This is a genomic window from Massilia sp. LMS1-1-1.1 (genome assembly GCF_040815535.1).
Lineage (GTDB): Bacteria > Pseudomonadota > Gammaproteobacteria > Burkholderiales > Burkholderiaceae_D > Janthinobacterium > Janthinobacterium aestuarii.
Window position 1 is genome coordinate 78397 of the sequence record NZ_JBFPNG010000002.1, and the last position, 22759, is coordinate 101155.

A 22759-nucleotide genomic window follows, 5' to 3' on the forward strand; every position below is an offset into this window, starting at 1 on the left:
GGTACAGGCACTGGTACGGGCACAGGTACGGGCACAGGTACGACCACGCCGCCGCGCAGCAGTTAAGCGCAGACAAAAAAAGAGCCTTCCGGGGAAGGCTCTTGCAATACCACGGCGTAGCGAAAGCTGCGCCTTGGCCCGGTATTACTTTTGCAGGCTGACCGATGTCGCTTTCGGCGTGCGGCGTCCCATCAGGAACAGCATGGCCTTCTTCAGCATGCGGTAGACGAAACGCACCAGCAGCAGGGTCAGCACGCACTCGATCAGGGTCAAGATCATGGCCACGGCCACGGGCATGCGCGCGGCGCGGCGGTGGAACTTGGCCACGGCACCATCGCGGGCGATCTCGATGCTGTCATAGAAGGTCGGCACAACCAGCAGGGTCAGAATCGTCGAGGTGATGGTGCCGCCGATGATGGCGATCGCCAATGGACGGTAGAACTCGCCGCCCTCGCCCAGGCCCAGCGCCACGGGGAACATGCCGGCGATCAGCGCAAACGTCGTCATCAGGATGGGGCGCAGGCGCATGCGGCCTGCATACATCAGCGCCTCTTCGCGGCCATGGCCCTCTTCCTCGCGCTTGCGCGCCGCGTCGAGCAGCAGGATGGCGTTCTTGGCGACCAGGCCCATCAGCATGATGATGCCGATAAAGCTCATCAGATTGAGGGTGTTGTTCGTGATCACCAGCGCCACCACCACGCCGATCAAACTGAGCGGCAAGGACATCATCACGGCCACCGGCGCCGTGAAGGAACCGAACTGCATCACCAGGATCAAATACATCAGGCCGATACCCATCACCAGCGCGATCAGCATTTCCGTGAACAGCTCTTGCTGGTCCTGCCCCGCGCCACCGAGCGCCAGGCCGTAGCCGGGCGGGAAGTCGATGGAGTTGGCCAGCTTCATGGCGTCGCTCGTCACTTCGCCGTTCGAGCGGCCCTGCGCATTGGCCGACACGGTGATCGTGCGCTTGCCATTCTTGTGCTCGATGCCGGACGGGCCCTTGCCCATGGTAATGGTCGCGATCTGGTCGAGCGGCACCATTTGCGACGTACCCGTCACGCTGATCGGCAGGCGCTCGATATTTTCCGATGCCACGCGGTCGTCGGGATGCAGGCGCACGGCCACATCGCGCGTTTCGCCCGTCGGATCGACCCAGTCGCCCACTTCCACACCGGCAAACGCCACGCGCAACGATTGCGCCGCGTCGTTGACGGAGATACCCATCGAGTTGGCCAGGCCACGGTTGAGCTCGATCTGCAGCTCGTTCTTCGGATCCTGCTCGGACAGGCCCACGTCGACGGCGCCAGGAATCGCGCGCAGCTTGTCCATGTAGGCATTCGTAATTTCCATCAGTTTGCGCGAATCCGGGCCCGTGAATTCCACCTGGATCGGTTTTTGCGAACCGTTGCTCAAGTCGTCCTGGACCACGTATTCGGCGCCCACAAGACGCGACATCTTCTCGCGCAGCTCGACCGCGATTTCCTTGGCCGAACGCTTGCGGGTGTTGCGCTTGCCGATGTCGACATAGACTCGTCCTCCGCCCGCATTGATGGAGCTGTTGGTATCCTTGGTTTCAGGCAAGGTGCGCGCCAATACGGCCGCCGCTTCCAGTTTCAGACGCGAATACTCGATGCTGCTCGACGATGGCGTGCGCACATTGATCATCAGGTTGCCCGAATCGGATGCCGGCAGGAAACTCGTGCCGCCATGCGTAGCGTGCAGGACAATGGCGCCCACCAGGCTGCCGAAGGCGATGACGGCCATCCAGCGGCGGTGATGCAGAGCCCAGGCGATCACGCGGCCGTAGCGGTCGGCCTGATGGTCGAACCAGTGGTTGAATTTATCGAGCACGCGGCCAATGCCTTTTTTCGGCGCCGAGTGTTCCTCGACCGGGTCGCCCCAGTAGGCCGACAGCATCGGGTCGAGCGTAAACGAGATGCCCAGGCTGACGAGCACCGAGCACGTCACCGTCAAGGCAAACGGACGGAACCATTCGCCGGAGATGCCGGGCATGAAGGCCACGGGAATGAAAACGGCGATGATGGAGAAGGTCGTGGCGGCCACGGCCATGCCGATCTCGGCCGTGCCTTCCAGCGCGGCCGTGCGGCGGTCCTTGCCCATCTGCATGTGGCGCACGATGTTTTCGCGCACGACGATGGCGTCATCGATCAGCACGCCGATGGCCAGCGACAGGCCCAGCAGGGTCATGAAGTTCAGGGTAAAGCCGCACAGCCACACGGCAATGAAGGCGGCAATCACGGACGTGGGCAAGCTCAGCGCCGTGATCAGGGTCGAACGCCAGGAGTTCAAAAAGGCGTAGACGACGAAAATCGTCAGCACGGCGCCCAGCACCAGCGATTCGATCACATTGTTCAAGCTATGCTGGGCGTTTTCACCGCCGTCGCGCGTCACTTGCAGCAAGGTGCCCTTCGGCAAGGTCTTGTTGATTTCCGCCACCATGTCGCGGATCTTGTTGGCCACGCTGACGGTGGACGCGTCGCGCACGCGGGTAATCGAAATGCCCACGTTGGGCTTGCCGCTGCGCATGCTCAGGCTGTTGACTTCGGCAAAGCCGTCTTCGATGGTGGCCACTTGTGCCAGGCGCACGATTTCCTCGCCACGGCGCTTGATCACGACTTTCTCGAAGTCGCTTGGCGACTCGATGCGGCCCACGAGGCGGATGCTTTTCTCGTCCAGAATACCGCGCACCTTGCCCACGGGGGCATTCGTGTTCTGATTGCGCAAAGCGGTCACGACGTCGCTGACGGACACATTGTATTCACGCAATTTTTCCGCGCGCAGCAGCACGGACAGTTCGCGCTTGAGCGAACCGCCCACGTTGACCAGCGCCACGCCATCGACGGTGCGGAAGCGATCCGACAGCACGTCCTCGGCCAGGCGCGAAATTTCCGCGTGGCTTTGCGAATTCGACGACAGCGCCAGTTGCATGATCGGTTCGGCGGCCGGGTCAATGCGCTGCAAGATAGGCTCGCGCATTTCCGTCGGCAACTTGTAGCGCACGGCGGCAATCGCATTGCGGATATTGTCGGACGCTTCGATCAGGTTGGTGTTGAAGGAAAACTTCAGGAAGATGCTGGCCGAACCTTCATTCGAATCGCTGTTGACTTCGGTCACGCCGGAAATGCTTTGCAGCGACTTTTCCAGGCGGTTCACCACTTCGCGCTCGACCGTGTCGGGCGAGGCGCCAGGGTAAGGAATGCTGACGACGATGAAGGGCACTTCGACGTCCGGGTTCTGGTTGACGCGCAGTTTCTTGAGCGCCAGCAAGCCGACGCACATCATCGCCAGGATCAGCACGATGGTGGCCGTGGGCCGCTTGATACTGAAATCGGAAAGGAACATGGCTTAGTTTCCTTTACCGGCAACGGCGGCGCTGCTGCTGGCCACGGCGGCGGCGGGCACGGCCTTGGCTGCCGTCAATTCCACTTTCTGCCCATCCTTGAAGGTGGAACCGGGCGTGCGCAGCACGGTGTCGCCGCTGGCCAGGCCGCTTTGCACTTCCCACTGGCCCGTGCGCACGTCGCGCGCGCCGATGCGCAAGTTGACCTTATGCAAGGCCTTGTCCTTGACTTTCCACGTGTACGTGACGTCGCCCGCCTTCACCAGGGCCGAATCGGGGATCATCAGCGCGCTGACGGTTTCCGTCTCGATGCGCCCTTCCGCATACAGGCCCGCCACACGCGGCTGTTCCTTGTCGTTGAAATCGACCAGCACGGCCACCTGGCGCGTGACGGCGTTGGCGGCAGGATCGACTCTGCGCACCTTGCCCGCGAAATCCTGGCCCGGATAACCATTGATGCGGAACAGCACGGGCTGGCCCACCTTGACGACGCCGATCTTGTCGGCCGACACCAAGCCTTCGAGGCGCATGCTGGTCGGATCGATGACCCGGATCAATTCCTTGCCGATTTGCGCCGTATCGCCATTCGATACCTTGCGCTCGCTCACGATGCCGTCAAACGGCGCACGCACGAGGGTGCGCTGCAACTGCTGGCGGGCCTGGGCGGCGCGGCTTTTCGCGGCGGACAGATCGCTTTGCGCATTGTTGCGGCGGATTTCCGCGTCTTCCAGCGCCTGCGTCGACGTCATGCCCGAGGCGCGCAAGGTTTTCATGCGCTGGAACATGCGTTCGGACTGTTCCAGCACCTGGCTCGAGGCGCGGCTCGCTTCTTCGGCCGAATTGAGGCTGTCACGGATGGCCGTTTCGTCCAGGCGCACGAGCACGTCGCCCCGTTTCACGGCTTCGCCATTTTCCTTCAGCACCTGGATCACCACGGCCGACACTTCGGCGCGCAAGTCCGCGTTGCGCTCGGGCTGCACGGAACCGGTGATGACAGGACCCGACGCCAGCGCATTGCTCTGGATGGTCAGCATGTCTTCCGGGGAGACCAGCAGATTGACGGCGGCGCCCGCCTGTTCCTTGCCATCCTTGCCGCCCTTGCCGGGATCTTTGGACTCTTTGCCGCAGGCGGCCAGGGCAGAAGCGATTGCCAGAACAAACAGGGTTTTGCGCAACATGGGTATTTCTCCGGATAGATAGCGCCACGACCGTCCCGGCGGCCCGGATAGGGCTGCAGGCGATAGCAAGGCATTTATTTTTATTAAAACCACAAGCGCCAAAGTATCCATGAGCGCATCCGGGCATGTCAATCGGCGGTTTCCTGTAATGCTTTATTCAATGGATGAAACGTAGTTTTTACGCCCTGAAACGCAAAACCCCGCCTTGAAGCGGGGTTTTGCGTTTCAGGAGAAGCGAACTTAGCGGGCAAACACGGTGTTGATCAGAAAACCGATGGCCACGCCCGTGCACAGGCCGCCGGCGATTTCCACCAGGGTATGGCCCATGCGCTCGCGCAAGGTCTTGTGCGCAGGACTGGCAGCTTCGCCGGCCAGGCGGTTGATGGCGGCCGCCTGCTTGCCCACGTGCTGGCGCAGGCTGTTGGCGTCGATGATGACGATGAAGGCCAAGGTCACGGCCACGCCGAAGGCAGGATGGCCGATGCCTTCGCGCAAGGCGATCAGGGTCGCCATGCTGGAGACGACGGCGCTATGGTTGCTGGGAAAGCCGCCATTGCCGACCAGGCCGAACGCCCATTGCCGCGTGCGGACACTGTTGATCAGGAATTTGATCGGTCCGACCAGGATCCAGGTGATCAGGGGCGTGACGAGGTAAGCGATATCCACGGGGTATTCCTTCTTATATAGATGTAGAGTGTGTGTCTGGGGCTGCGGCAGCCAGACAGGCGCGCCGCAATTATCGCAGATCATCCGCGCCAGCAGAACTGTCCTTCGTCGGGCCATAAAAACGCCGCCGGCGGCGGCGATCATATAAAATCATGGCATATACAACAATTGACGTATATCAACACTGAGTGCGGCGCGCACAGCGGCGCGGATAATCAAACGTCTTCATACTTGCAACGGGGTCCTCATGCGGCATTTCAGAATTTCCTTTTTAGTCACTTTTATCCTGATGGCGGTGTCGGGCTGGTGGGGCTACAGCCATGGCGGCATGGCCGGCATGATCCAGGCACTGTGGATCACGGGCGTGCTGGGCATCATGGAAGTGTCGCTGTCGTTCGACAATGCCGTGGTCAACGCCTCGGTCTTGCGCCACTGGAATGAGTTCTGGCAAAAACTGTTTTTGACGGTCGGTATCCTCGTGGCCGTCTTCGGCATGCGGCTGCTGTTCCCGCTCGTCATCGTATCGGTGGCCACGGGCCTGGGCCTGGTCGACGTATGGACCATGGCCACCACGACGCCGGACGTATACGCCAAGCACCTGACGGACAACCATGCGCAAGTGGCGGCCTTCGGCGGCGCTTTCCTGCTGCTGGTCTTCCTGAACTTCCTGTTTGACGACGAGAAAGAATTGCACTGGCTGGGCTGGGCCGAGGAAAAAGTCAACGCACTGGGCACCGAAAGCCTGGCCGTGCTGATCACCATGGGCGCCGTGGCGGCCTGCGTGGCGATGGGTCCCGTGGACGAAAAATACAGCGTGCTCGCTTCCGGCATCGTCGGCATCGCCGTCTACATCGGCGTGAACTGGATCAGCGGCTTGCTGGAAGAAGGCGAACCGGACTTGCAGGATGACGAAGAAGAAGGCGCAGCGCCGGCCAAAAACGGCAATGGCGAACTGGTAAAAACGGTGGCGCGCGGCAGTATCGGCGGCTTCCTGTACCTGGAAGTGCTGGACGCCTCGTTCAGCTTTGACGGCGTGATCGGCGCGTTTGCCATCACCAACGACGTCGTCATCATCATGCTGGGCCTGGCCATCGGCGCCATGTTCGTGCGCTCGATGACGGTCTTCCTCGTGCACAAGGGCACCCTGGACGAATTCGTCTACCTCGAGCACGGCGCCCATTATGCGATCGGGATTCTCGCCTTGATCATGCTGGCGTCCGTCAAGTACCATATTCCGGAGTGGTTCACCGGCCTGTCGGGCGTGGCCTTCATCCTGGTCTCGCTGTGGTCATCGCTGCGTTATCGCAAACGGCACGCGGCAGAAGCTTGAAATCGGGGGTTCCGCCCCCAGTTGAAAGAGTAATGGCACGAGCGCCATGGCGCTCATCCCATGCAGGTCTGTTTGAGTTATTTATTAAAAAGGAGCACCACATGGCAATCAGTTTGCAAAAAGGCGGCAACGTCAACCTGAGCAAGGAAGCACCGAACCTGAAGAAGATCATCGTCGGCCTCGGCTGGGATCCTCGTTCGACGGACGGCGCCACCTTCGACCTTGACGGTAGCGCGTTCCTCCTGAAAAGCGACGGCAAAGTCCGTGGCGACTCTGACTTCATCTTCTACAACAACCTGAAGTCGACCGACGGTTCCGTCGTCCACACGGGCGACAACACCACGGGCGAAGGCGACGGCGACGATGAGCGCATCGAAATCGACCTGTCGCGCGTGCCGGCCGACATCGACCGCATCAGCGTCACCGTCACCATTCACGACGCCGACGCGCGCCGCCAGAACTTCGGCATGGTCTCGAAAGCCTTCATCCGCTGCCTGAACGCGGAAGGCGAAAAAGAAATCGCCCGCTACGATCTGTCCGAAGACAGCTCGACGGAAACGGCGATGATCTTTGGCGAAATCTACCGCTACAACGGCGAATGGAAGTTCAAGGCCATCGGCCAGGGCTTCAACGGCGGCCTGGGCCCCCTCGCCCGTTCGTTCGGCGTCAACGCCTAATTCACGCTCGTTAAACCTACTGCGCCGCTCACTTTCGGGCCTGCGTTGCTCGCTGTACCTCCGTACAGCTGCGCGACTTAACCCGAAATCGAGCTTGCTCGCTACGGTTTTCCGAGGTGAATTATCTTAATGTCATATCATTGCTGCCGCCTGCACAGTTCAGGCGGCTTTTTTTTGGAGATTTATCATGCCAGTATTTAGTGTCACGGGCGACGTCGATCCATTCCTGCACGTCAGCATGAAGCAGGGCGAAACCATCTATTGCGAATCCGATGCGATGGTGATGATGGAGACGGCGCTGGACTTGAAAGGCAAGATGACGGGCGGCTTGGGCAGCGCCATCATGCGCCGCTTCGCGAATGGCGAATCGTTCTTCCAGCAGCATATCGAAGCGGTGCGCGGCAGCGGCGACTGCCTGCTCTCGCCCACCCTGCCGGGCGCCATCGAAGTGGTCGACGTGGGCGCGCGCCAGTACCTGCTCAACGACGGCGCCTTTGTCGCCGCCACTTCGGGCACGGAAATGAAGGTGCGCACGCAAAGCATCGGCAACGCCTTGTTCGCCCAGTCGGGCGGCTTCTTCGTCATGGAGACGGCCGGCACGGGACAAGTGGTGGTGTCGGGCTTCGGCTCCATGTTCCAGCTCGACGTCGAGCCGGGCAAGGATGTCGTGATCGACAATTCCCACGTCGTCTGCTGGGACAGCAGCCTGAAATACGAGATTTCCGTGACCACGGGCGGCGGCGCGAGCGGCGGCGGCATCGGCGGCTTCCTCGGCAATATCGTCAACAGCGTGACCAGCGGCGAAGGCATCGTGCTGCGCTTTTCCGGCTCGGGCAAGGTGTTCATCTGCTCGCGCAACCGCGATGCGTTCCTGAAGTGGACGGCGTCGGGCAAAGCCGGCTGATTTCCTCCTTCTAAGGCCAGGTTAAGTCTGGTCGTTTAGAATCCCCGCGCGCGCACCTGCGCGCGGCTTCCCCTATTTCCACCCGGTCCCCGTACATGCAAAGAGTCTGGTTCAACAAAACATTTTCCTCGGTCGGCACGGCCATGCGTCTGATCCGCGAGGCCGACATGGCCGCGACAAACGGCGCGCCCCGCTATCACATCGTGTGCAGCAATACGAACGCGCACGCTGCCGCCTTTCTATCCGCCCACGAATACGCGGTCGAACCATCGGGCCTCACAGGCCTCAATTATGTCGAGTGGTGTCTGGAATTTTGCCGCGAGCGGGGCATCACGATTTTCTGGCCCGGCAAGGAAGCGGGCCTGATCGGCAGCGCCAGCGCGCGCTTCGCCGCCATCGGCACGCGGGTACTCAGCGTGGCCAGCGAAGAGACGCTGACCCTGATGCACGACAAGGCGCGCTTCTGCGACGGCCTCGATCTGCCGATGGCGCGCCCGGCCGACTATCGCGCCGTGACCACCATCGCCGAATACGACGCCGCCTACGCCGAGCTGCGGCCGCTGCATCGCAAACTGTGCATCAAGCCGTCCGAATCCGTGTATGCCCTGGGCTTTGCCATTCTCGATGAGGAGCGCACCAGCGCCCAGCTGCTGCTGGCCGGCGCCGCCTACCAGATCAATGCACAGGAGCTGCGCAACGGCCTGGCGCAGATGGCATCGTTCAAGACCCTGCTGCTGATGGAATACCTCGATGGCCACGAATACAGCGCCGACTGCGTGGCCGACCAGGGCAAGCTCATTTGCGCCGTGCCGCGCAAGAAGCTGCATGGTGGCGGCAGCGGCCAGCTGATCGAACTGCGCGACGACCTGCTGGCGGCCTGTGAAAAACTGGCGCGCGACTACCGCCTGAATGGCGTCTTCAACATCCAGTTCCGCGAAGGCGCGAATGGCCTGGCGCTGCTGGAGATCAACCCGCGCATGTCGGGCGGCATCGGCATGGCTTGCGCGGCCGGCCCCAACCTGCCCTACCTCGCGCTGGCCGGTTTCGACCAGGGCTTTGACAAGCTCACCGTGCCCGCCGTCCAGGAAGGCATGCGCGTGGGCGAAGCCGCCTACGCCGTGGAGCTGCCATGAACATCGTCAAGCAGCAGATGCCCACGGGCGAGCTGACCTTGACAGTGGACGAGGCGCGCTTTCCGCTGGACTGGCTGATCGGCTTTGCCGCGCGCGCCAACGCCAAGCGCGGCTTCCTGTTCCTGTCCAAAGTGCTGGGCAAGCACTGGCCCGTCACGCCGCGCGCCATGCAAACCATCCACGACGACCTGGCCGCGCAGATTCCCCCCAGCCTGCCCGGTCCCGTCGTCTTCATCGCCATGGCGGAAACGGCCGTCGGCCTGGGCCAGGGCGTGTTCGAGGCGTGGCTGCGCGCCAACCCGAATGGCAAGGCCCTGTTTTTGCACAGCTCGCGCTACCGCGTGGGCACGGTGCCCTTCTTCGAATTCGAGGAATCGCACAGCCACGCGCCGCGCCAGTTTTTGCATTTATCGGACGCGGCCAGCGCCCTGTTTTCCACGGCGCGCAGCCTGGTGCTGATCGATGATGAAGCGTCGACCGGCAACACCTTCGCCAACCTGGTGCAAGTGTGCCGCGCGCGTTATACGCAGCTGGAAAAACTGCACCTGGGCGTGATCACCAATTTCATGGGCCAGGCCGCCAACACGGGCTTGAGCGAGCGTTTCGGCCTGCCCACCAGCATCGGCGCCGCGCTCTCCGGCCAGTATGCATTCCAGGCCGGCGACGCGCCGGCTCCCGTGGCGGCCAGCGCGCAGCGCTTCGAGGCGAATGCGGAACGGGGCGCGAGCCCCGCGTTCGGCCGCATCGGCGTGGGCCGCGCCCTGGCGCCGCCGCAAGGCCTGGCCGTGCAGCTGGCGCAGGAAATCGGCGCCGGCGATTCCGTGCTCGTACTGGGTACGGGCGAATTCATGCACCCGTCGTTTTTGCTGGCGCGCGAACTCGAAGCGCTGGGCAAGAACGTCGTGGTGCAGTCGACCACGCGCTCGCCGATCCTGTCGTGGGGCTCCGTCGGCCACATCGTCAACTGCGACGACAATTACGGCGAAGGCATCGCCAACTACCTGTACAACGTGGCGCCTGGCCAGTACCAGCACGTTTTCATCTGCCATGAAACCCCGGCCAGCCCGGCCCTCATGCAACTCGCCGGCCAGTTGAACGGCCGCCTGTTCCACTTTCAGTCAGAGACCAAAATTGAAGAAATTCCTGTTTGTTGATCTGGACGACACACTGTTCCAGACCCCGAAAAAATGCCCTGGCGAGACCGACCTGCAAGCGGCCGCCTATTTGAAAAATGGCGACGCCTGCTCGTTTACGACGGCGCGCCAGCGCGCCTTCTTTGAATTCGCGCAAAGCGGCATGACCCTGATTCCCGCCACTGCCAGAAATGGCGACGCCTTCCGCCGGGTCGACCTGCCGTTTACCAGCTACAGCGTGCTCGATTACGGCGGCATCGTGCTGCAGCCTGGCGGCGCGCTCGACTCTGGCTGGCTGGCCCTGATGCAGGACGACATGCAGACGGCCCTGCCCGGCCTGCGCGACGCCATGCGCATCATCGACGATTTCCAGGTCAAGACGGGCATGCCTTCGCGCGCGCGCCTGATCGAAGACTACAACACGCCGTTCTACATCGTCGTCAAGGACCATGAAGCGCGCGGCGAACGCCTGGCCGACATCGAAGAGCAGGTGCTGCAGCAGTGGATCGCCACCGAAGGTTCCGACTACTTCATCCACCGCAACGGCAACAACCTGGCCGTGCTGCCGAAGACTTTGAACAAGGCGCGCGCCGTCGCCTACCTGCGCGCGGAACTGGAAGCCGAACATGGCCCCATCGTCAGCTTCGGCATGGGCGACAGCCGTTCGGACGCCCGCTTCATGGCGGCCTGCGACTACGCCATCATCCCCAACGGCACCCAGCTGGCGGCACTCACGGTGGCGGCGCTATGACCGGCGGCACGCAGCATTTCAGCGGCAGCTACCGCCAGGAAGACGTGGAGTTTCTGCTCACGCCGATGGCGCTCGAACCGATACGCGACCTGGCCGAAAAAGAGCGTTTGATCCAGTCGGGCCAGCGCCACTACAGCGAAATGCTGTCGCCAGAGTCCTTGCCTTCGCCCGCCTACCTGGCCCTGTTCCAGAGCGCGTTTGCCGCCAACCGCCTGCAGATGGCGCGCGACTGCCTGCGCCTGGCCGCGCTGATCGCGGCGCGCCGCACGGGTTCCATCACCCTGGTGTCGCTGGCGCGCGCCGGCACGCCCGTGGGCGTCATCCTCGGGCACTTGCTGCGCCAAGTGTTCCAGCGCGAATGCAGCCATTATTCCGTCTCCATCATCCGCGACCGCGGCATCGACGCGAACGCCCTGCAGCACATCCTGGCACAGGGCCATGCGGCCGACTCCCTCGTCTTCGTCGACGGCTGGACGGGCAAGGGCGTGATTTCGCGCGAACTGCGCCAAACGGTCAACGACTTCAATGCCGTGCATGGCACGGCGATCGACGGCGGCCTGTTCGTGCTGTCCGACCTGGCCGGCACGGCCGCCTGCGCCGCCTCGGCCAGCGACTACCTGATCCCGTCGAGCATTCTGAATGCCACCGTCTCGGGGCTGGTGAGCCGCTCCGTGCTCAACGAAGCCATCGGCCCGGACGACTTCCACGGCTGCGTGTACTACGCGCAGTTCGAGCAGCACGACCAGTCGCGCGCTTTCGCCGACGGCCTGGTGGCCGACGCCGTGGCCATTGCCGCCAGCAGCGGCGTGCCGCTGGCCGAAGCGAGCGATGCGCCAGCCATGGCGGCCCGCTCGCAAGCCTACATGGCTGCCACGCAGCAGGAATACGGCATCAGCGACATCAACCTGATCAAGCCGGGCATCGGCGAAGCGACGCGCGTGCTGCTGCGCCGCGTGCCCGAGCGCCTGATCGTGCGCGACACGAATGCGCCGGACGTGGCACATTTGCTGCTTCTGGCGCAGGAAAAAGCCATACCCGTCACAGTAGAACCGGCGCTGCCTTACCAGGCGGTCGCCCTTATCAGGAGCGCAGTCGATGGATAACAACTCCCTACACCCACAAAGCGAGCATAAGGCGGCGCTCGGCGCCTCCATGTATGTGCCGACCACGCACAAGGATTTGCTGGCGATCGCCAATGGCGACAAATTCAGCCATTTGCGCTCGGTGATCCTTTGCACCGAAGACGCCATTGCGGAACGCGACCTCAGTTACGCGCTGTTCAACCTGTCGCTGGCGCTGCAAAACATGTGCGACGACTCGGACACCTTGCGCTTCGTGCGCGTGCGCAATCTCGACGTGCTGGCGCGCGTGCTGGCCATGCCGGGCGCCGACAAATTGAGCGGCTTCGTGCTGCCGAAATCCACGCGCAGCAATTTCAACGCGTATTTCGAGCTGGTGCGCCACACGCACCATCTGCTGATGCCGACCCTGGAAACGGCGGAAGTATTCGACGACGAGGAAATGAAGCAGTTCCGCATCATCCTGTCTGCGCCGGAAGTGCGGCGCCGCATCTTGGCCCTGCGCATCGGCGGCAACGATCTGCTGGCCCTGCTGGGACTGCGCCGCCCCACCAGCGGCACCATCTACCAGACCCCGCTGGGCCAGGTCATCGGCCGCCTGGTCACCATCTTCAAGCCGCACGGCTTCCAGCTGACGGCACCCGTCTTCGAGCACCTGTCGCAGGGCAGCTGGCTCGACGCGGAAGTGGCGCAGGACATGGCGCACGGCATGATCGCCAAGACGGCCATCCATCCGGACCAGGTGCCGCAGATCGAACGCCACTACCAGGTGGCGCAGTCGGACATCGAACTGGCGCTGCGCATCATCGACCCGGACAGCCCTGCCGTGTTCCGCATGCAGGAATCGATGTGCGAAGTGGCGACCCATTCCAGCTGGGCGCTGCGCATCATCGAGCAGGCGCGCCTGTTCGGCATCCGCCATGCGGCCGATGGCGCCGCCGCGCACCATCCGACTACCTCATTGACTCAACTCTCAAGCGACGAAGGGATTGCACGACCATGACCAATTTCACACGCGGACAAAAAGGCAAACTGGCTGACCTGGGCTTGAACGGCCCGTTTGCCGTCACGCTCGATATCGTTTCGGGTTCGATGGAAGTGGACGTCAGCTGCTTCGGCGTCGATGCGGCCGGCAAGCTGTCGGACGACCGCTACATGGTGTTCTACAACCAGAAAAGCGCGCCGGACAATGCCGTCACGGTGGAGCTGAATGGTCCCCGCTCCACCTTCCAGGTCGACCTTGCCCGCCTGCCCGCCTCGATCGACAAGCTGGTTTTTACTGCGGCGACGGAACAGGGCAGCATGCGCGCGCTGGGCAACTCCAGCATGGCGCTGGGCCAGGCGGCCACGTTTGCCTTCACGGGCAATGACTTCCAGGACGAGAAAGCCGTCATCATCGGCGAACTGTATCGCCGCGACGGCAGCTGGCGCTTCGGCGCCGTGGGCCAAGGTTTCGCGGGCGGCCTGGCGGCGCTGCTGAAGCACTTCGGCGGCAGCGAATCGGGGGCGTCCTCCCCGGCGCCAGCACCGGCTTCCGTGCCTGCGCCAGCAGCTCCGCCTGCGGCGAATAAAATCTCGCTGTCGAAAATCCGCCTGGAAAAGCGCGGCGACAAGATCTCGCTCGACAAGCGCGACAGCGGCGGCTATGGCCGCATCAAGGTGAACCTGAACTGGAACCAGAACGCGTCGCAAGGCCAGGCGCCCGCATCGAAACTGGACACGGGCTTCCTCGGCAAGCTGTTCAACAAGCCGGCCGGCCGCTCGGGCGGCATCGACCTCGATATCGGCTGCCTGTTTGAAATGAGCAACGGCAGCAAAAGCGCCGTGCAGGCGCTGGGCAACAGCTGGGGCGCCTACGACCGTCCGCCGTACATTCACCTGGAAGGCGACGACCGCACGGGCAGCATCAGCAGCGGCGAAAACATCTTCATCAACGGCACCCATTTCGACCAGATCAAGCGCGTGCTCGTCTACGCCTTCATCTATGAAGGCGTGCCGAACTGGGCCGCCACCGATGGCGTCGTGACGATCGAGATTCCCGGCCAGCCCACGGTGGAAGTGCGCCTCGACAGCGACAGCCAGCACGCCATGTGCGCCATCGCCATGCTGGAAAACCACGGCGGCAACCTGCAGGTGACAAAATTGGTGGAATACTTCGGCGGCCAAGGTAAAATCACGGCGCACCAGGCCATGGACGAAAGATATAACTTTGGCTTGAACTGGAAAGCCGGACGGAAAGACTGAGTGTACGTACACCACTAGCGGAAGGCTGGGGTCAGACCCGCCGGGTCTGACCCCGGGTTTTCTTCAATTTAACGATAAAAGTCAACATGACCCCTACGACCAAAAAAGTCACCTTCGCCTTTGCCATCTTCCTCGTGGCCGGCTTCCTGCTGCTGGCAGCCTACACGTGGATGGCCCTCAGCTTCTCGTACTCGGAAGGCGAACGGGCGGGCTACCTGCAAAAGTTCTCCAAGCGGGGCTGGATCTGCAAGACATGGGAGGGCGAGTTGCTGCTGACGGCGCTGCCGGGCACCATTCCGGAAAAATTCCAGTTCAGCGTGCGCGATGAGGACGTGGCGAAGCAATTGACGGCCGCCGCCGGCAAGCGCATCCTCGTCACCTACAGCCAGCACAAGGGCGTGCCCACGCAATGCTTCGGCGAGACGGAATATTTTGCCGATAAAGTCGTATTGAGCCAGTAACACCGCAATTTCGCAGCATCGCGCCGGCCAGCCTTTCTCGCGCCGGCGCCATTCCTTCCTCCAGCTACCGTCCCTCTTCCCGCCATCGATGCATGGCGCGCCTCACGCATTCTCACTTTCTTATACACTTGTGATGAGTTCTGGCTGAAACAGTTTACAAATGTAGTCAATGTGCAAGATGCTTGCGCAATCGCATGATGCGCCGCCAGACGACCGTTAGCGTGTATTCCCCTCTGTCACTGGAAACGTCATGCGCCTACCATACACCGTCCTGGCCCTGCTGGCCGCCGCCCTCCCCCTGTCCACCCAGGCACAGGATATCTCCGGCATGGCAGGTTCCCTGAAAGTCAACTCGACCAATGAACGCACCTTTGTCGGCGCCATCAGCTACACGCAGCCGGTGGGCAATTACAATGCGGTCAGCCTGTCGTATATCAACGAAGGGCATCCGGAAAACCATCACCGCGACGGCATGGCGGGCCAGGTCTGGCTGCGCACGAAAAACGTGGACCAGGGACTGATGCTGGGCGCCGGCATCGGCCGCTATTTTTTCTTCGACACGGCCAAGACGGACGAAGCGCCGCACAATTTCGACAATGACCACGGCTGGGGTTCCATCGCCAGCCTCCAGGCGCGCTGGCAATTCGACAACCGCTGGTATGCCTTGGCCCAGGTCAACCGCATCCGCCCCAGCGGCAAGGACACCACCACGCACCTGCTGATCGGCGCCGGCTACCGCTATGACGGCGTACCGGGCGCCAAGCTGCACCTGCAGAACTGGGCGTACGACGATACCTTGACCCTATCGACAGGCCACACCATCGTCAACAGCTTCCGCTCCGAATCCTCGCGCCCGTTCACCCTGGAATACCGGCGCGCGGCGGGAAAATACGTGGACTGGAGCGCCACTCTCATCGACGAAGGCAGCACGGTGCTGGCGCACCGGCGCGGCGCGGCCGCCCAGCTGTGGCTGATCCGCTCGCTCAATGAAAAGGTGGAATTCGGCATGGGCGCGGGGCCCTACGTGGCCTGGGACGGCCGCGACACCCAGGGCCACGATACGCGCCTGACAGGCTTGCTGTCAGCCGTGGCCCGCTACCATGTCAACCGCCACTGGCTGGCGCAAGTGGCGTGGAACCGGGTGGTAACCGATTACCACCGCGATGCCGATGTGCTGCTGGTGGGCGTGGGCAGGAAGTTTTAAACGTTCTAGCGCGAACGCCACACGGCGCCGGCTGACTCGTTCGGCTGCGTCAATCTCTCGATCACTTCACGCGTCAAACTGGCCGAGCTCACCTGTTCGGCTTTCGCGCGGGCGGCGGTCAATGAGCTGGAAAACGCGCTTTGCGGCTGCTCCAGGCTGGCGCGCAGGGCGGCCAGTTCGCGCTCTTGCTGCTGCGCGCGCTCCATTTCCCGTTCCAGCAATTGCTGCTTGGCGGCCGCCATCGCGCGCGTCGTCTCGGCCGCCTTGCGCTGCAGGGCCGCATGGGCCTGGGCGCTGGCCAGCAAGGCTTGCTGCGCGTCGAGTTTCTCGCTGGCGGCCTGCTGTGCCGCCAATTCCAGCTGCTCGCGCTGGCGCATGGCGTCGAGCGCCTGCTGTTCCATCGCAGCGCGCGTTTCGGCGGCTGCCGTGGCCTGCTTTTCCGCTTCCAGGCGGCCGGCGATGGCTTGCGAGGCGCGCTCTTCTGCGCTGCTGGTCTGGCGCTGCTGCATCAGTTTTTGCGCGATCAGGGCCAGCGACTCGCGTTCGGCCGCGACGAAATCGCGCTCGGACGCCAGCAGCGCATCGGCTGCTTGCGCCTTGTCTTCTTCCACGCGGGCGCGCTCGCTATGCACCTGTCCCAGTTCCACGGCCAGGCGCGCCTGCGCCTGCACGGCTAGCGCTGCGGCGGCCTTTTTTTCACCCTCGACCAGGGCCTGGTCCATCAGGATGCGGATGGCGTCCGCTTCCTTTTGCGCCGCTTCCCGCAAAGCCTGTTCGGCCGCGTGCTGGCCGCGCAGCAGCTCCGCTTGCGCGCCTTCTGCGGCGATGCGTTCCTGCGCCGCGTTGAACGCCAGCGCTTCGGCCTCCAGTTTTTCTTTCAGGGCGGCGATGGCGGCTTGTTCGGCGGCCAGGCGCTCCTGCTCCGCCTGCAGCAGCTGCTCTGCCTGACGGGCTTTTTCCTGCGCCAGTTGCGACGCTTGTTCCTGCGCGGCCAATGTCGCCTTGCCGGCATCGACTTCGGCCTGCTCGGCTTCATTCTGGCTGGCGGCCAGTTCCGATGCCTGGCGCGCCAGTTCGGCGCGTTCCTGCGCCAGGCTGGCGGCGCGCTGCTGCTCTTCCAGTTCGCGCTCGGCTGCCACGGCGGCCGCCTGCTCGGCCGCTTCGCGTGCCTTGGTTTCTTCGAGGGCCGCCGTTTCCGCTTCCAGCTTGGCGTGGCCGGCGATTTCCGCATCCTGTTCGGCCGTCACGCGGGCCAGCGCCACGGCGCGCAGCTGGCGGTCCACCTCGATGCGCGCCTCGGTGGCGGCAAGGATGCGCACGTCGGCATCGCGGCGCGCCTGCGCGCTGGCCACGGCGACCATTTCCAGGCGCTCGCGGTGGATGGCCGCGTCGCGCAATTCCTTTTCCGTCTGCAGGCGCAAACGCAGCGACTGCGCCGCATGACGTTCCGATTCCGCCTGCGCCAAGGCGATGGCTTCGCGCTCCTGTTCCAGGTGCGCCAACGCGCGCGCTTCTTCCAGGGCGCGCACTTCGGCGGCGGCGCGGTTGAAGGCCGATTCCAGCGCGATCTGGTCGGCGCGCTCGCGCTGCACCGTCAAGTCCAGCGCTTCGCTTTCCGCTTCGGCCAGCATCTGCGCCGTCTGGCGCGCGCCGTGCGCATGGCGCTCGCGTTCGCGCGCCAGCACGGCAACTCGTGCATCGGCCGAGGCGATGCCCACCATTTCTTCCTTGGCCGCCTGCACGGCGGCGACGCGCTCGACGGCCTGCAGGCGCGCCTGCTCCGTCTGCACTTGCAATTCTTCGGCGGCGCGGGCGGCCTGCTCGGCCAGTTCCGACTGCACGGCCACCTGCTCGCTGGCGCGCAAGCGGCTTTCCTGTTCAGCGCGCGCACGCTGTTCGGCGGCCAGGCGGATTTCATTGTCGGACTCCACGCGGGCGCGCAGTTCGGCCGTCTCCTGCTTGACGGCTTCCAGACGGGCCACGCTCGCTTGCGCGGCGGCGCGCATGGTATCGAGACGTTCGCGGTTGGCGGCAATCGCTTCCTCGGCGGCCTGCGCATTTTGCTGAGCGGCGGCGGCGGCGGCCGCGTCGATGGCGGCGCGGTCCTCGGCCAGCGAGCGCACGCGCGCCTCGGCCAAGGCCCGGCTTTCGGCGGCGCACGTGGCCTTCGCTTCCGCTTCCACGCGGGCAATCGCCTCGTGGATGGCTTTCAATTCCATTTTCTGGCGTTCGACGGCGGGCGCCTTGGTATCGGCTTCGGCTGCCGGTTCAGCTTGCGGTTCGGACGCGATGGCGGCAGCCGGCACTTCCGCCTTGCGCTCCAGGTCCTTGAAATCATGCAGCGAGACGATGCTGTCCTGGTCGAACTCGTCGTCGGCGGAATACGCAACGGTGAGGGAGGCGGCCTGGCGCTGATTTTGCTGTGCTTGCATGATTTCTCGCTTGTTCGGGTGAATTCCGTTGCTTCCAGGAATTTATTAGCACCATTATCGAACAGGCATGCGCAAATCAGCGCGGCAAGAAGAGGGGCGTTTACCGCCCTTTTCGGGCGTTTAGGTCAAACAGGCCACAATGGCGCTTCGTCCATCAACGCCACCTGCTCCCTGAGTTCCAATATCCGGTCCTGCCAATACCGCTGCGTGTTAAACCACGGGAAGGCGACGGGGAAGGCGGGGTCGTCCCAGCGGCGCGCCAGCCAGGCCGAATAATGGATCAGGCGCAGGGTGCGCAACGCTTCGACCAGGTACAGCTGGCGCGGGTCGAAATCGCAAAAGTCTTCGTAGCCGGCCAGGATGTCGCTCATCTGGCGCACCTGGTCGCTGCGCTCGCCCGACAGCATCATCCACAGGTCCTGGATGGCCGGTCCCATGCGGCTATCGTCGAAATCGACGAAATGGGGGCCGGCGTCCGTCCACAGCACGTTGCCGCCATGGCAATCGCCATGCGTGCGCAGCATGGCCACGTCGCCCGCGCGGTCATAGCAGCGCTTGACGCCGTCGAGCGCCTGCTGCGCCACGCTGGAATAGGCGGCCAGCAGTTCGGGCGGCAGGAAATTACCTTCCAATAGAAACTCGCGCGGTTCAACGCCAAACGTCTGGTGGTCGAGCGCCGGCCGTTCCTTGTAGGTCGACAACGCGCCGACGGCGTGGATGCGGCCGATGAAGCGCCCTATCCATTCCAGAGTGGCCGGGTCGTCCAGCTCGGGCGCGCGGCCGCCGTGGCGGGGGAAGACGGCAAAACGGAAGCCCTGGTACTGGTGCAGGGTGCTGCCATTGATGTCCAGCGCCGGCACCACCTGGATTTCGCGCTCGACCAGTTCGGACACGAACGCGTGTTCTTCCAGGATGGCCGTATCGCTCCAGCGCGCGGGACGGTAAAACTTGGCCACCAGCGGCGCGCTGTCTTCGATGCCCACCTGGTAGACGCGGTTTTCATAGCTGTTCAAGGCCAGCAGACGGCCATCGCCGCGCAGTCCCACGCTGTCGAGGGCATCGAGCACGCAATCGGGGCTCAGGGCGGAAAAGGGATGGACGGGCCGGTCGTCCTCGTGCGGCTGGTTTTCATTGTGCATAAGCGACATTGTAAGGCGCGCGCGGGCCGCAGGTGCAAACACTTCGGCGGCAAGCCGCAGCAAGGCGTATACTGGCGCCTTACATTCAATCAAAGAGCAAGCCATGCAACTCGAACAGCCATTATCAGAAAAAGAATTTGACGAATTAGACCAATTCCTGTTGTCGGACCGGTGCTCCGAAGACGCGATGACCATGGATATGCTGCACGGCTATCTGACGGCCGTGGCCATCGGTCCGGAACCGATCATGCCGGCCGAGTGGTTGCCGCGCGTGTGGGGCGAAGATGTCAACGACGCGCCGAAATTCAAGAACAGCAAGGAAGAAGAACGCATCGTCAACCTGATCATGCGCTTCATGAACGAAGTGCTGGTGACGTTCGAAGTGGCGCCGAAAGAATTCGAAGCCCTGTTCGTCGAACACGACTACGAAGGCCAGACCCTGATCGACGCCGAAGCCTGGTGCTGGGGCTTCTGGGACGGCATGGAACTGCGTCCGGGCTCGTGGAATGAAATCTGGGATTCCGAAGTGGCTGAACTGATGCAGCCGATCTACCTGCTGGGCGCCGACGAAATCAAGGAAGAAGAGCTGAAACTGGTGGAAGACCCGGTCAAAGCGCACAAGCTGGCGCAGGAACTGGAGGCGAACCTGCCGGCCATCCACCGTTTCTGGGTCCCGCGCCGCAAGGCACCGGTGCAAACCATGAAACGCGAAGAGCCGAAAGTGGGCCGCAACGACGACTGCCCTTGCGGCAGCGGCAAGAAGTTCAAGAAATGCTGCGGCGCCGAGCCGGCAGCCGAGTAACACCATCGCGTTACCCTGCGCCGGGAAGATTCCGGCGCAATCTCCCTCCCCTCTCTGCCGCCACAGGCAAGCATTCAGAAAACAAGTCTGGACCATCTTCGATGGTAATGCTCAAGTAATTTCGGGCACAACCACAGGTTCACATTCTGCCATTTTCTTTTCATAGGGGCACTGCATGCACAATAAATTTCGTCGACTACTTAAAACATGAATATGTAAAGTCAAGTAAGTATCAAGAGATTTCAATGCAATACCGTGCAACACAAGAAAACTAATGCATAGCTAATGCCGCGTCTGCAGGCAAGACAGCATCAAATATTAAACCACCATTATTCAGCCGTTCAATTTGAATTTTTCCTTGATAACCAAAAAAATTAGCATGCAGTTATCAGCAAAAATAAACAATAGCACTACCCATTAAAAAGCCACACGACTGAAGTTAACTCGACCAAATGAGTAAAACCGCCTTAGAATAAACTCCAGTGAGCGATCCAGATTACATCACGATTACTATGGGAGATTCGGTACAGATATGAGCAAAACCAAGAGAATGCAAAACAAGTGCAAAGACTGCAAGTACACTTGGTATCCCAGAGGTAAAGACCTGTCAATGAAATGCCCAAACTGCGGCAGTCGCAACACAGGTTTTTCAGGCAATTGGATATTTTTAATTTTCGTGGTTTTTCTAGGATTTATCGCCATCAGCACCTATAAGAAAGAAACTACTACTCCTCCGAGTGGTAGCGTCACGGAGAGTGCAGTCATACCTACAGAAATACCAGCCACACACTCGTCAACGCCGTCAATACAGAGAGTAATCGTACCCAATGAGCCATTCAGCTCAGAAAATCAGGTCTCGGCTCAACCACTCCCCATGGCAGAAAATGAACGCGTTGTCACCGAGGATGAGCTTAAGCTATCCAGAAAAGTATTAGCCGAAAGTTTGCTGGCATTGCAGGCCTGCAGCGACAGTACGGATGACGAGACCAAAAGCCATTGCATCGCCCTGCAATGCGCCAAGGCGGAGCTGGCACCGACACCGGCATGCATGGATAGACAGGCAAAAGAATAATTTGCCAGACTTCGGTCCAGCCTTAATTAATACAGGAATTGCCACCGCAGGAAGCTCCTTGCCCAGCGCTATAATTGCCGCATGAAACTCCCCGACCTGAACCTGCTCGTCGCCCTCGACATCCTGCTCGAGGAAGGCAGCGCCGTGGCCGCCGCGCGGCGCATGAACCTGAGTGCGCCGGCCATGAGCCGCACCCTGGCGCGCATCCGCGACGCCATCGGCGACCCCGTCTTCGTGCGCTCCGGGCGCGGCCTGGCACCCACCCCGCGCGCGCTGGAATTGCGCGAGCAGGTGCGCGGCGTGGTGGAGCAGGCGCACGCCATCTTCACGTCGGGCCGCGAAGTCGACTTGCGCACCCTGGAACGCACCTTCAGCTTGTGCGCCAACGACGTGTTTGTCGGTGCGTATGGCGGCAAGCTGCGCGACCTGCTGGCAGTGCACGCGCCGCACACGGTGCTGCGCTTCGTGCCCGAGGGCGACGGGGCCACGGAAAACGACGCCCTGCACGCGGGCCGCATCGACCTGTACATCAGCGCGCGGCGCGCCTTTGCGCCCGACATCAAGCTGCAGCAGCTGTTTAGCAGCGGCTTTGTCGGTATCGCCCGCAGCGACCACCCGATCTTCGACGGCCCCATCAACCTCGACAGTTTTACCGAATACGAACATATCAGCGTCTCGCGGCGCGGCCTGGCGCGCGGCCCGTTCGACACGGCACTGGCCGAGCGGGGCTACACGCGCCGGGTTTCGCTGATCAGCCCCAACTTCCAGTCCGCCATCTTCGCCGTGGCCGATTCGCGCCTGCTGCTGCCCTTGATGCCCACACCGCTGCTGGCCATCGTCGAGCGCCTGGGCCTGAAGCTGCGCACGTTCGAACTGCCCATCCCCGTCGACAGCGTGGAAGTCTTCCAGGCTTGGCACCCGCGCCTCGACCACGACCACGCGCACCGCTGGCTGCGCCGGATGATCAAGGAGCTGTGCACGGGGTCAGACCCTTGCGGGTCTGACCCCAGCATTTGATTGGGGCTGATCTGAACTCACACGCCAGACGCCAAACCCAACGACAAAGACACGGGGTCAGACCCACAGGGTCCGACCCCACCCATCATTGCGCCAGACGCAATTCACACTTCCTTAATTATCAATTTTCACAAGATTAACGGCTACCTATACTGCGTGGACTGATCCTCATC

The 22759-nt window shown here is 62.4% G+C and carries 19 protein-coding genes; 14 read left to right on the forward strand and 5 right to left on the reverse strand.

Annotated elements, in window-relative coordinates; translation table 11 throughout:
• Positions 1-144: 144 nt before the first annotated feature.
• The 3 genes from MRBLMS1_RS09310 to MRBLMS1_RS09320 all read right to left on the reverse strand — a co-directional run bounded on the left by MRBLMS1_RS09310 (position 145) and on the right by MRBLMS1_RS09320 (position 5208).
• Complete coding sequence (locus MRBLMS1_RS09310) at positions 145-3366, reverse strand: efflux RND transporter permease subunit (RefSeq protein WP_485879125.1); 3222 nt, start codon at positions 3364-3366, stop codon at positions 145-147.
• Between the two features lie 3 nt (positions 3367-3369).
• Positions 3370-4542, reverse strand: a complete 1173-nt coding sequence (locus MRBLMS1_RS09315; RefSeq protein ID WP_128140100.1) for an efflux RND transporter periplasmic adaptor subunit — start codon at positions 4540-4542, stop codon at positions 3370-3372.
• A gap of 240 nt (positions 4543-4782) precedes the next feature.
• On the reverse strand, positions 4783-5208 hold the full coding sequence (locus MRBLMS1_RS09320; RefSeq protein ID WP_219330213.1) for a divergent PAP2 family protein: 426 nt from the start codon (positions 5206-5208) through the stop codon (positions 4783-4785).
• A 247-nt stretch (positions 5209-5455) separates the two neighbouring features.
• Here MRBLMS1_RS09320 and MRBLMS1_RS09325 point away from each other — a divergent pair, with 247 nt between their 5' ends.
• From MRBLMS1_RS09325 to MRBLMS1_RS09375, 11 genes are all read left to right on the forward strand, one after another.
• Positions 5456-6538 (forward strand): DUF475 domain-containing protein, encoded by a 1083-nt coding sequence (locus MRBLMS1_RS09325; protein WP_139090851.1) that lies wholly within the window; start codon positions 5456-5458, stop codon positions 6536-6538.
• 101 nt (positions 6539-6639) lie between these two features.
• Complete coding sequence (locus tag MRBLMS1_RS09330; protein ID WP_128140103.1) at positions 6640-7215, forward strand: TerD family protein; 576 nt, start codon at positions 6640-6642, stop codon at positions 7213-7215.
• A 187-nt stretch (positions 7216-7402) separates the two neighbouring features.
• The gene (locus MRBLMS1_RS09335; RefSeq protein ID WP_034759265.1) at positions 7403-8119 is read left to right on the forward strand and encodes a TIGR00266 family protein; all 717 of its coding nucleotides are present in this window, start codon (positions 7403-7405) and stop codon (positions 8117-8119) included.
• A 95-nt stretch (positions 8120-8214) separates the two neighbouring features.
• Positions 8215-9252, forward strand: coding sequence for an ATP-grasp domain-containing protein (locus MRBLMS1_RS09340; RefSeq protein WP_436483875.1), 1038 nt, complete (start codon positions 8215-8217; stop codon positions 9250-9252).
• Entirely contained in the window at positions 9249-10406 is a 1158-nt protein-coding gene (locus tag MRBLMS1_RS09345; RefSeq protein ID WP_485879128.1) for a phosphoribosyltransferase domain-containing protein, read from the forward strand. The genes MRBLMS1_RS09340 and MRBLMS1_RS09345 overlap by 4 nt, the downstream gene beginning before the upstream one ends.
• Complete coding sequence (locus MRBLMS1_RS09350) at positions 10384-11136, forward strand: HAD family hydrolase (RefSeq protein WP_128140105.1); 753 nt, start codon at positions 10384-10386, stop codon at positions 11134-11136. Before MRBLMS1_RS09345 ends, MRBLMS1_RS09350 begins: the two co-directional genes overlap by 23 nt.
• Positions 11133-12239, forward strand: coding sequence for a cysteine protease StiP family protein (locus tag MRBLMS1_RS09355; protein ID WP_128140106.1), 1107 nt, complete (start codon positions 11133-11135; stop codon positions 12237-12239). Before MRBLMS1_RS09350 ends, MRBLMS1_RS09355 begins: the two co-directional genes overlap by 4 nt.
• The gene (locus tag MRBLMS1_RS09360) at positions 12232-13218 is read left to right on the forward strand and encodes an HpcH/HpaI aldolase/citrate lyase family protein (protein ID WP_128140107.1); all 987 of its coding nucleotides are present in this window, start codon (positions 12232-12234) and stop codon (positions 13216-13218) included. The genes MRBLMS1_RS09355 and MRBLMS1_RS09360 overlap by 8 nt, the downstream gene beginning before the upstream one ends.
• Positions 13215-14459, forward strand: coding sequence for a TerD family protein (locus tag MRBLMS1_RS09365; RefSeq protein ID WP_128140108.1), 1245 nt, complete (start codon positions 13215-13217; stop codon positions 14457-14459). The genes MRBLMS1_RS09360 and MRBLMS1_RS09365 overlap by 4 nt, the downstream gene beginning before the upstream one ends.
• A gap of 86 nt (positions 14460-14545) precedes the next feature.
• On the forward strand, positions 14546-14920 hold the full coding sequence (locus MRBLMS1_RS09370; RefSeq protein WP_034759290.1) for a hypothetical protein: 375 nt from the start codon (positions 14546-14548) through the stop codon (positions 14918-14920).
• A 250-nt stretch (positions 14921-15170) separates the two neighbouring features.
• Positions 15171-16124 carry a hypothetical protein gene (locus MRBLMS1_RS09375; protein ID WP_128140109.1) on the forward strand — a complete coding sequence of 318 codons (954 nt, stop codon included), beginning with the start codon at positions 15171-15173 and terminating at the stop codon, positions 16122-16124.
• 5 nt (positions 16125-16129) lie between these two features.
• On the opposite strand, the gene MRBLMS1_RS09380 is transcribed toward MRBLMS1_RS09375, so the two are convergent.
• Both MRBLMS1_RS09380 and MRBLMS1_RS09385 read right to left on the reverse strand, forming a co-directional pair.
• On the reverse strand, positions 16130-18556 hold the full coding sequence (locus tag MRBLMS1_RS09380) for a coiled-coil domain-containing protein (RefSeq protein ID WP_485879132.1): 2427 nt from the start codon (positions 18554-18556) through the stop codon (positions 16130-16132).
• Positions 18557-18681: 125 nt separating this feature from the next.
• Positions 18682-19695 (reverse strand): serine/threonine protein kinase, encoded by a 1014-nt coding sequence (locus tag MRBLMS1_RS09385; protein WP_139090844.1) that lies wholly within the window; start codon positions 19693-19695, stop codon positions 18682-18684.
• Positions 19696-19798: 103 nt separating this feature from the next.
• On the opposite strand from MRBLMS1_RS09385, the gene MRBLMS1_RS09390 reads away from it, so the two are divergent.
• From MRBLMS1_RS09390 to MRBLMS1_RS09400, 3 genes are all read left to right on the forward strand, one after another.
• Positions 19799-20497 (forward strand): UPF0149 family protein, encoded by a 699-nt coding sequence (locus MRBLMS1_RS09390; protein WP_034759318.1) that lies wholly within the window; start codon positions 19799-19801, stop codon positions 20495-20497.
• A 532-nt stretch (positions 20498-21029) separates the two neighbouring features.
• Entirely contained in the window at positions 21030-21569 is a 540-nt protein-coding gene (locus MRBLMS1_RS09395; RefSeq protein ID WP_485879135.1) for a hypothetical protein, read from the forward strand.
• Between the two features lie 81 nt (positions 21570-21650).
• Entirely contained in the window at positions 21651-22586 is a 936-nt protein-coding gene (locus MRBLMS1_RS09400) for a LysR family transcriptional regulator (RefSeq protein ID WP_072456293.1), read from the forward strand.
• Positions 22587-22759 lie beyond the last annotated feature (173 nt).

Coding starts and splice junctions, on each gene's coding strand:
- MRBLMS1_RS09375 (WP_128140109.1), top strand. CDS start 15,171: ATGCGCCTACCATACACCGTCCTGGCCCTGCTGGCCGCCGCCCTCCCC.
- MRBLMS1_RS09330 (WP_128140103.1), top strand. CDS start 6,640: ATGGCAATCAGTTTGCAAAAAGGCGGCAACGTCAACCTGAGCAAGGAA.
- MRBLMS1_RS09395 (WP_485879135.1), top strand. CDS start 21,030: ATGAGCAAAACCAAGAGAATGCAAAACAAGTGCAAAGACTGCAAGTAC.
- MRBLMS1_RS09335 (WP_034759265.1), top strand. CDS start 7,403: ATGCCAGTATTTAGTGTCACGGGCGACGTCGATCCATTCCTGCACGTC.
- MRBLMS1_RS09310 (WP_485879125.1), bottom strand. CDS start 3,366: ATGTTCCTTTCCGATTTCAGTATCAAGCGGCCCACGGCCACCATCGTG.
- MRBLMS1_RS09390 (WP_034759318.1), top strand. CDS start 19,799: ATGCAACTCGAACAGCCATTATCAGAAAAAGAATTTGACGAATTAGAC.
- MRBLMS1_RS09325 (WP_139090851.1), top strand. CDS start 5,456: ATGCGGCATTTCAGAATTTCCTTTTTAGTCACTTTTATCCTGATGGCG.
- MRBLMS1_RS09315 (WP_128140100.1), bottom strand. CDS start 4,542: ATGTTGCGCAAAACCCTGTTTGTTCTGGCAATCGCTTCTGCCCTGGCC.
- MRBLMS1_RS09340 (WP_436483875.1), top strand. CDS start 8,215: ATGCAAAGAGTCTGGTTCAACAAAACATTTTCCTCGGTCGGCACGGCC.
- MRBLMS1_RS09365 (WP_128140108.1), top strand. CDS start 13,215: ATGACCAATTTCACACGCGGACAAAAAGGCAAACTGGCTGACCTGGGC.
- MRBLMS1_RS09355 (WP_128140106.1), top strand. CDS start 11,133: ATGACCGGCGGCACGCAGCATTTCAGCGGCAGCTACCGCCAGGAAGAC.
- MRBLMS1_RS09345 (WP_485879128.1), top strand. CDS start 9,249: ATGAACATCGTCAAGCAGCAGATGCCCACGGGCGAGCTGACCTTGACA.
- MRBLMS1_RS09370 (WP_034759290.1), top strand. CDS start 14,546: ATGACCCCTACGACCAAAAAAGTCACCTTCGCCTTTGCCATCTTCCTC.
- MRBLMS1_RS09400 (WP_072456293.1), top strand. CDS start 21,651: ATGAAACTCCCCGACCTGAACCTGCTCGTCGCCCTCGACATCCTGCTC.
- MRBLMS1_RS09380 (WP_485879132.1), bottom strand. CDS start 18,556: ATGCAAGCACAGCAAAATCAGCGCCAGGCCGCCTCCCTCACCGTTGCG.
- MRBLMS1_RS09385 (WP_139090844.1), bottom strand. CDS start 19,695: ATGCACAATGAAAACCAGCCGCACGAGGACGACCGGCCCGTCCATCCC.
- MRBLMS1_RS09360 (WP_128140107.1), top strand. CDS start 12,232: ATGGATAACAACTCCCTACACCCACAAAGCGAGCATAAGGCGGCGCTC.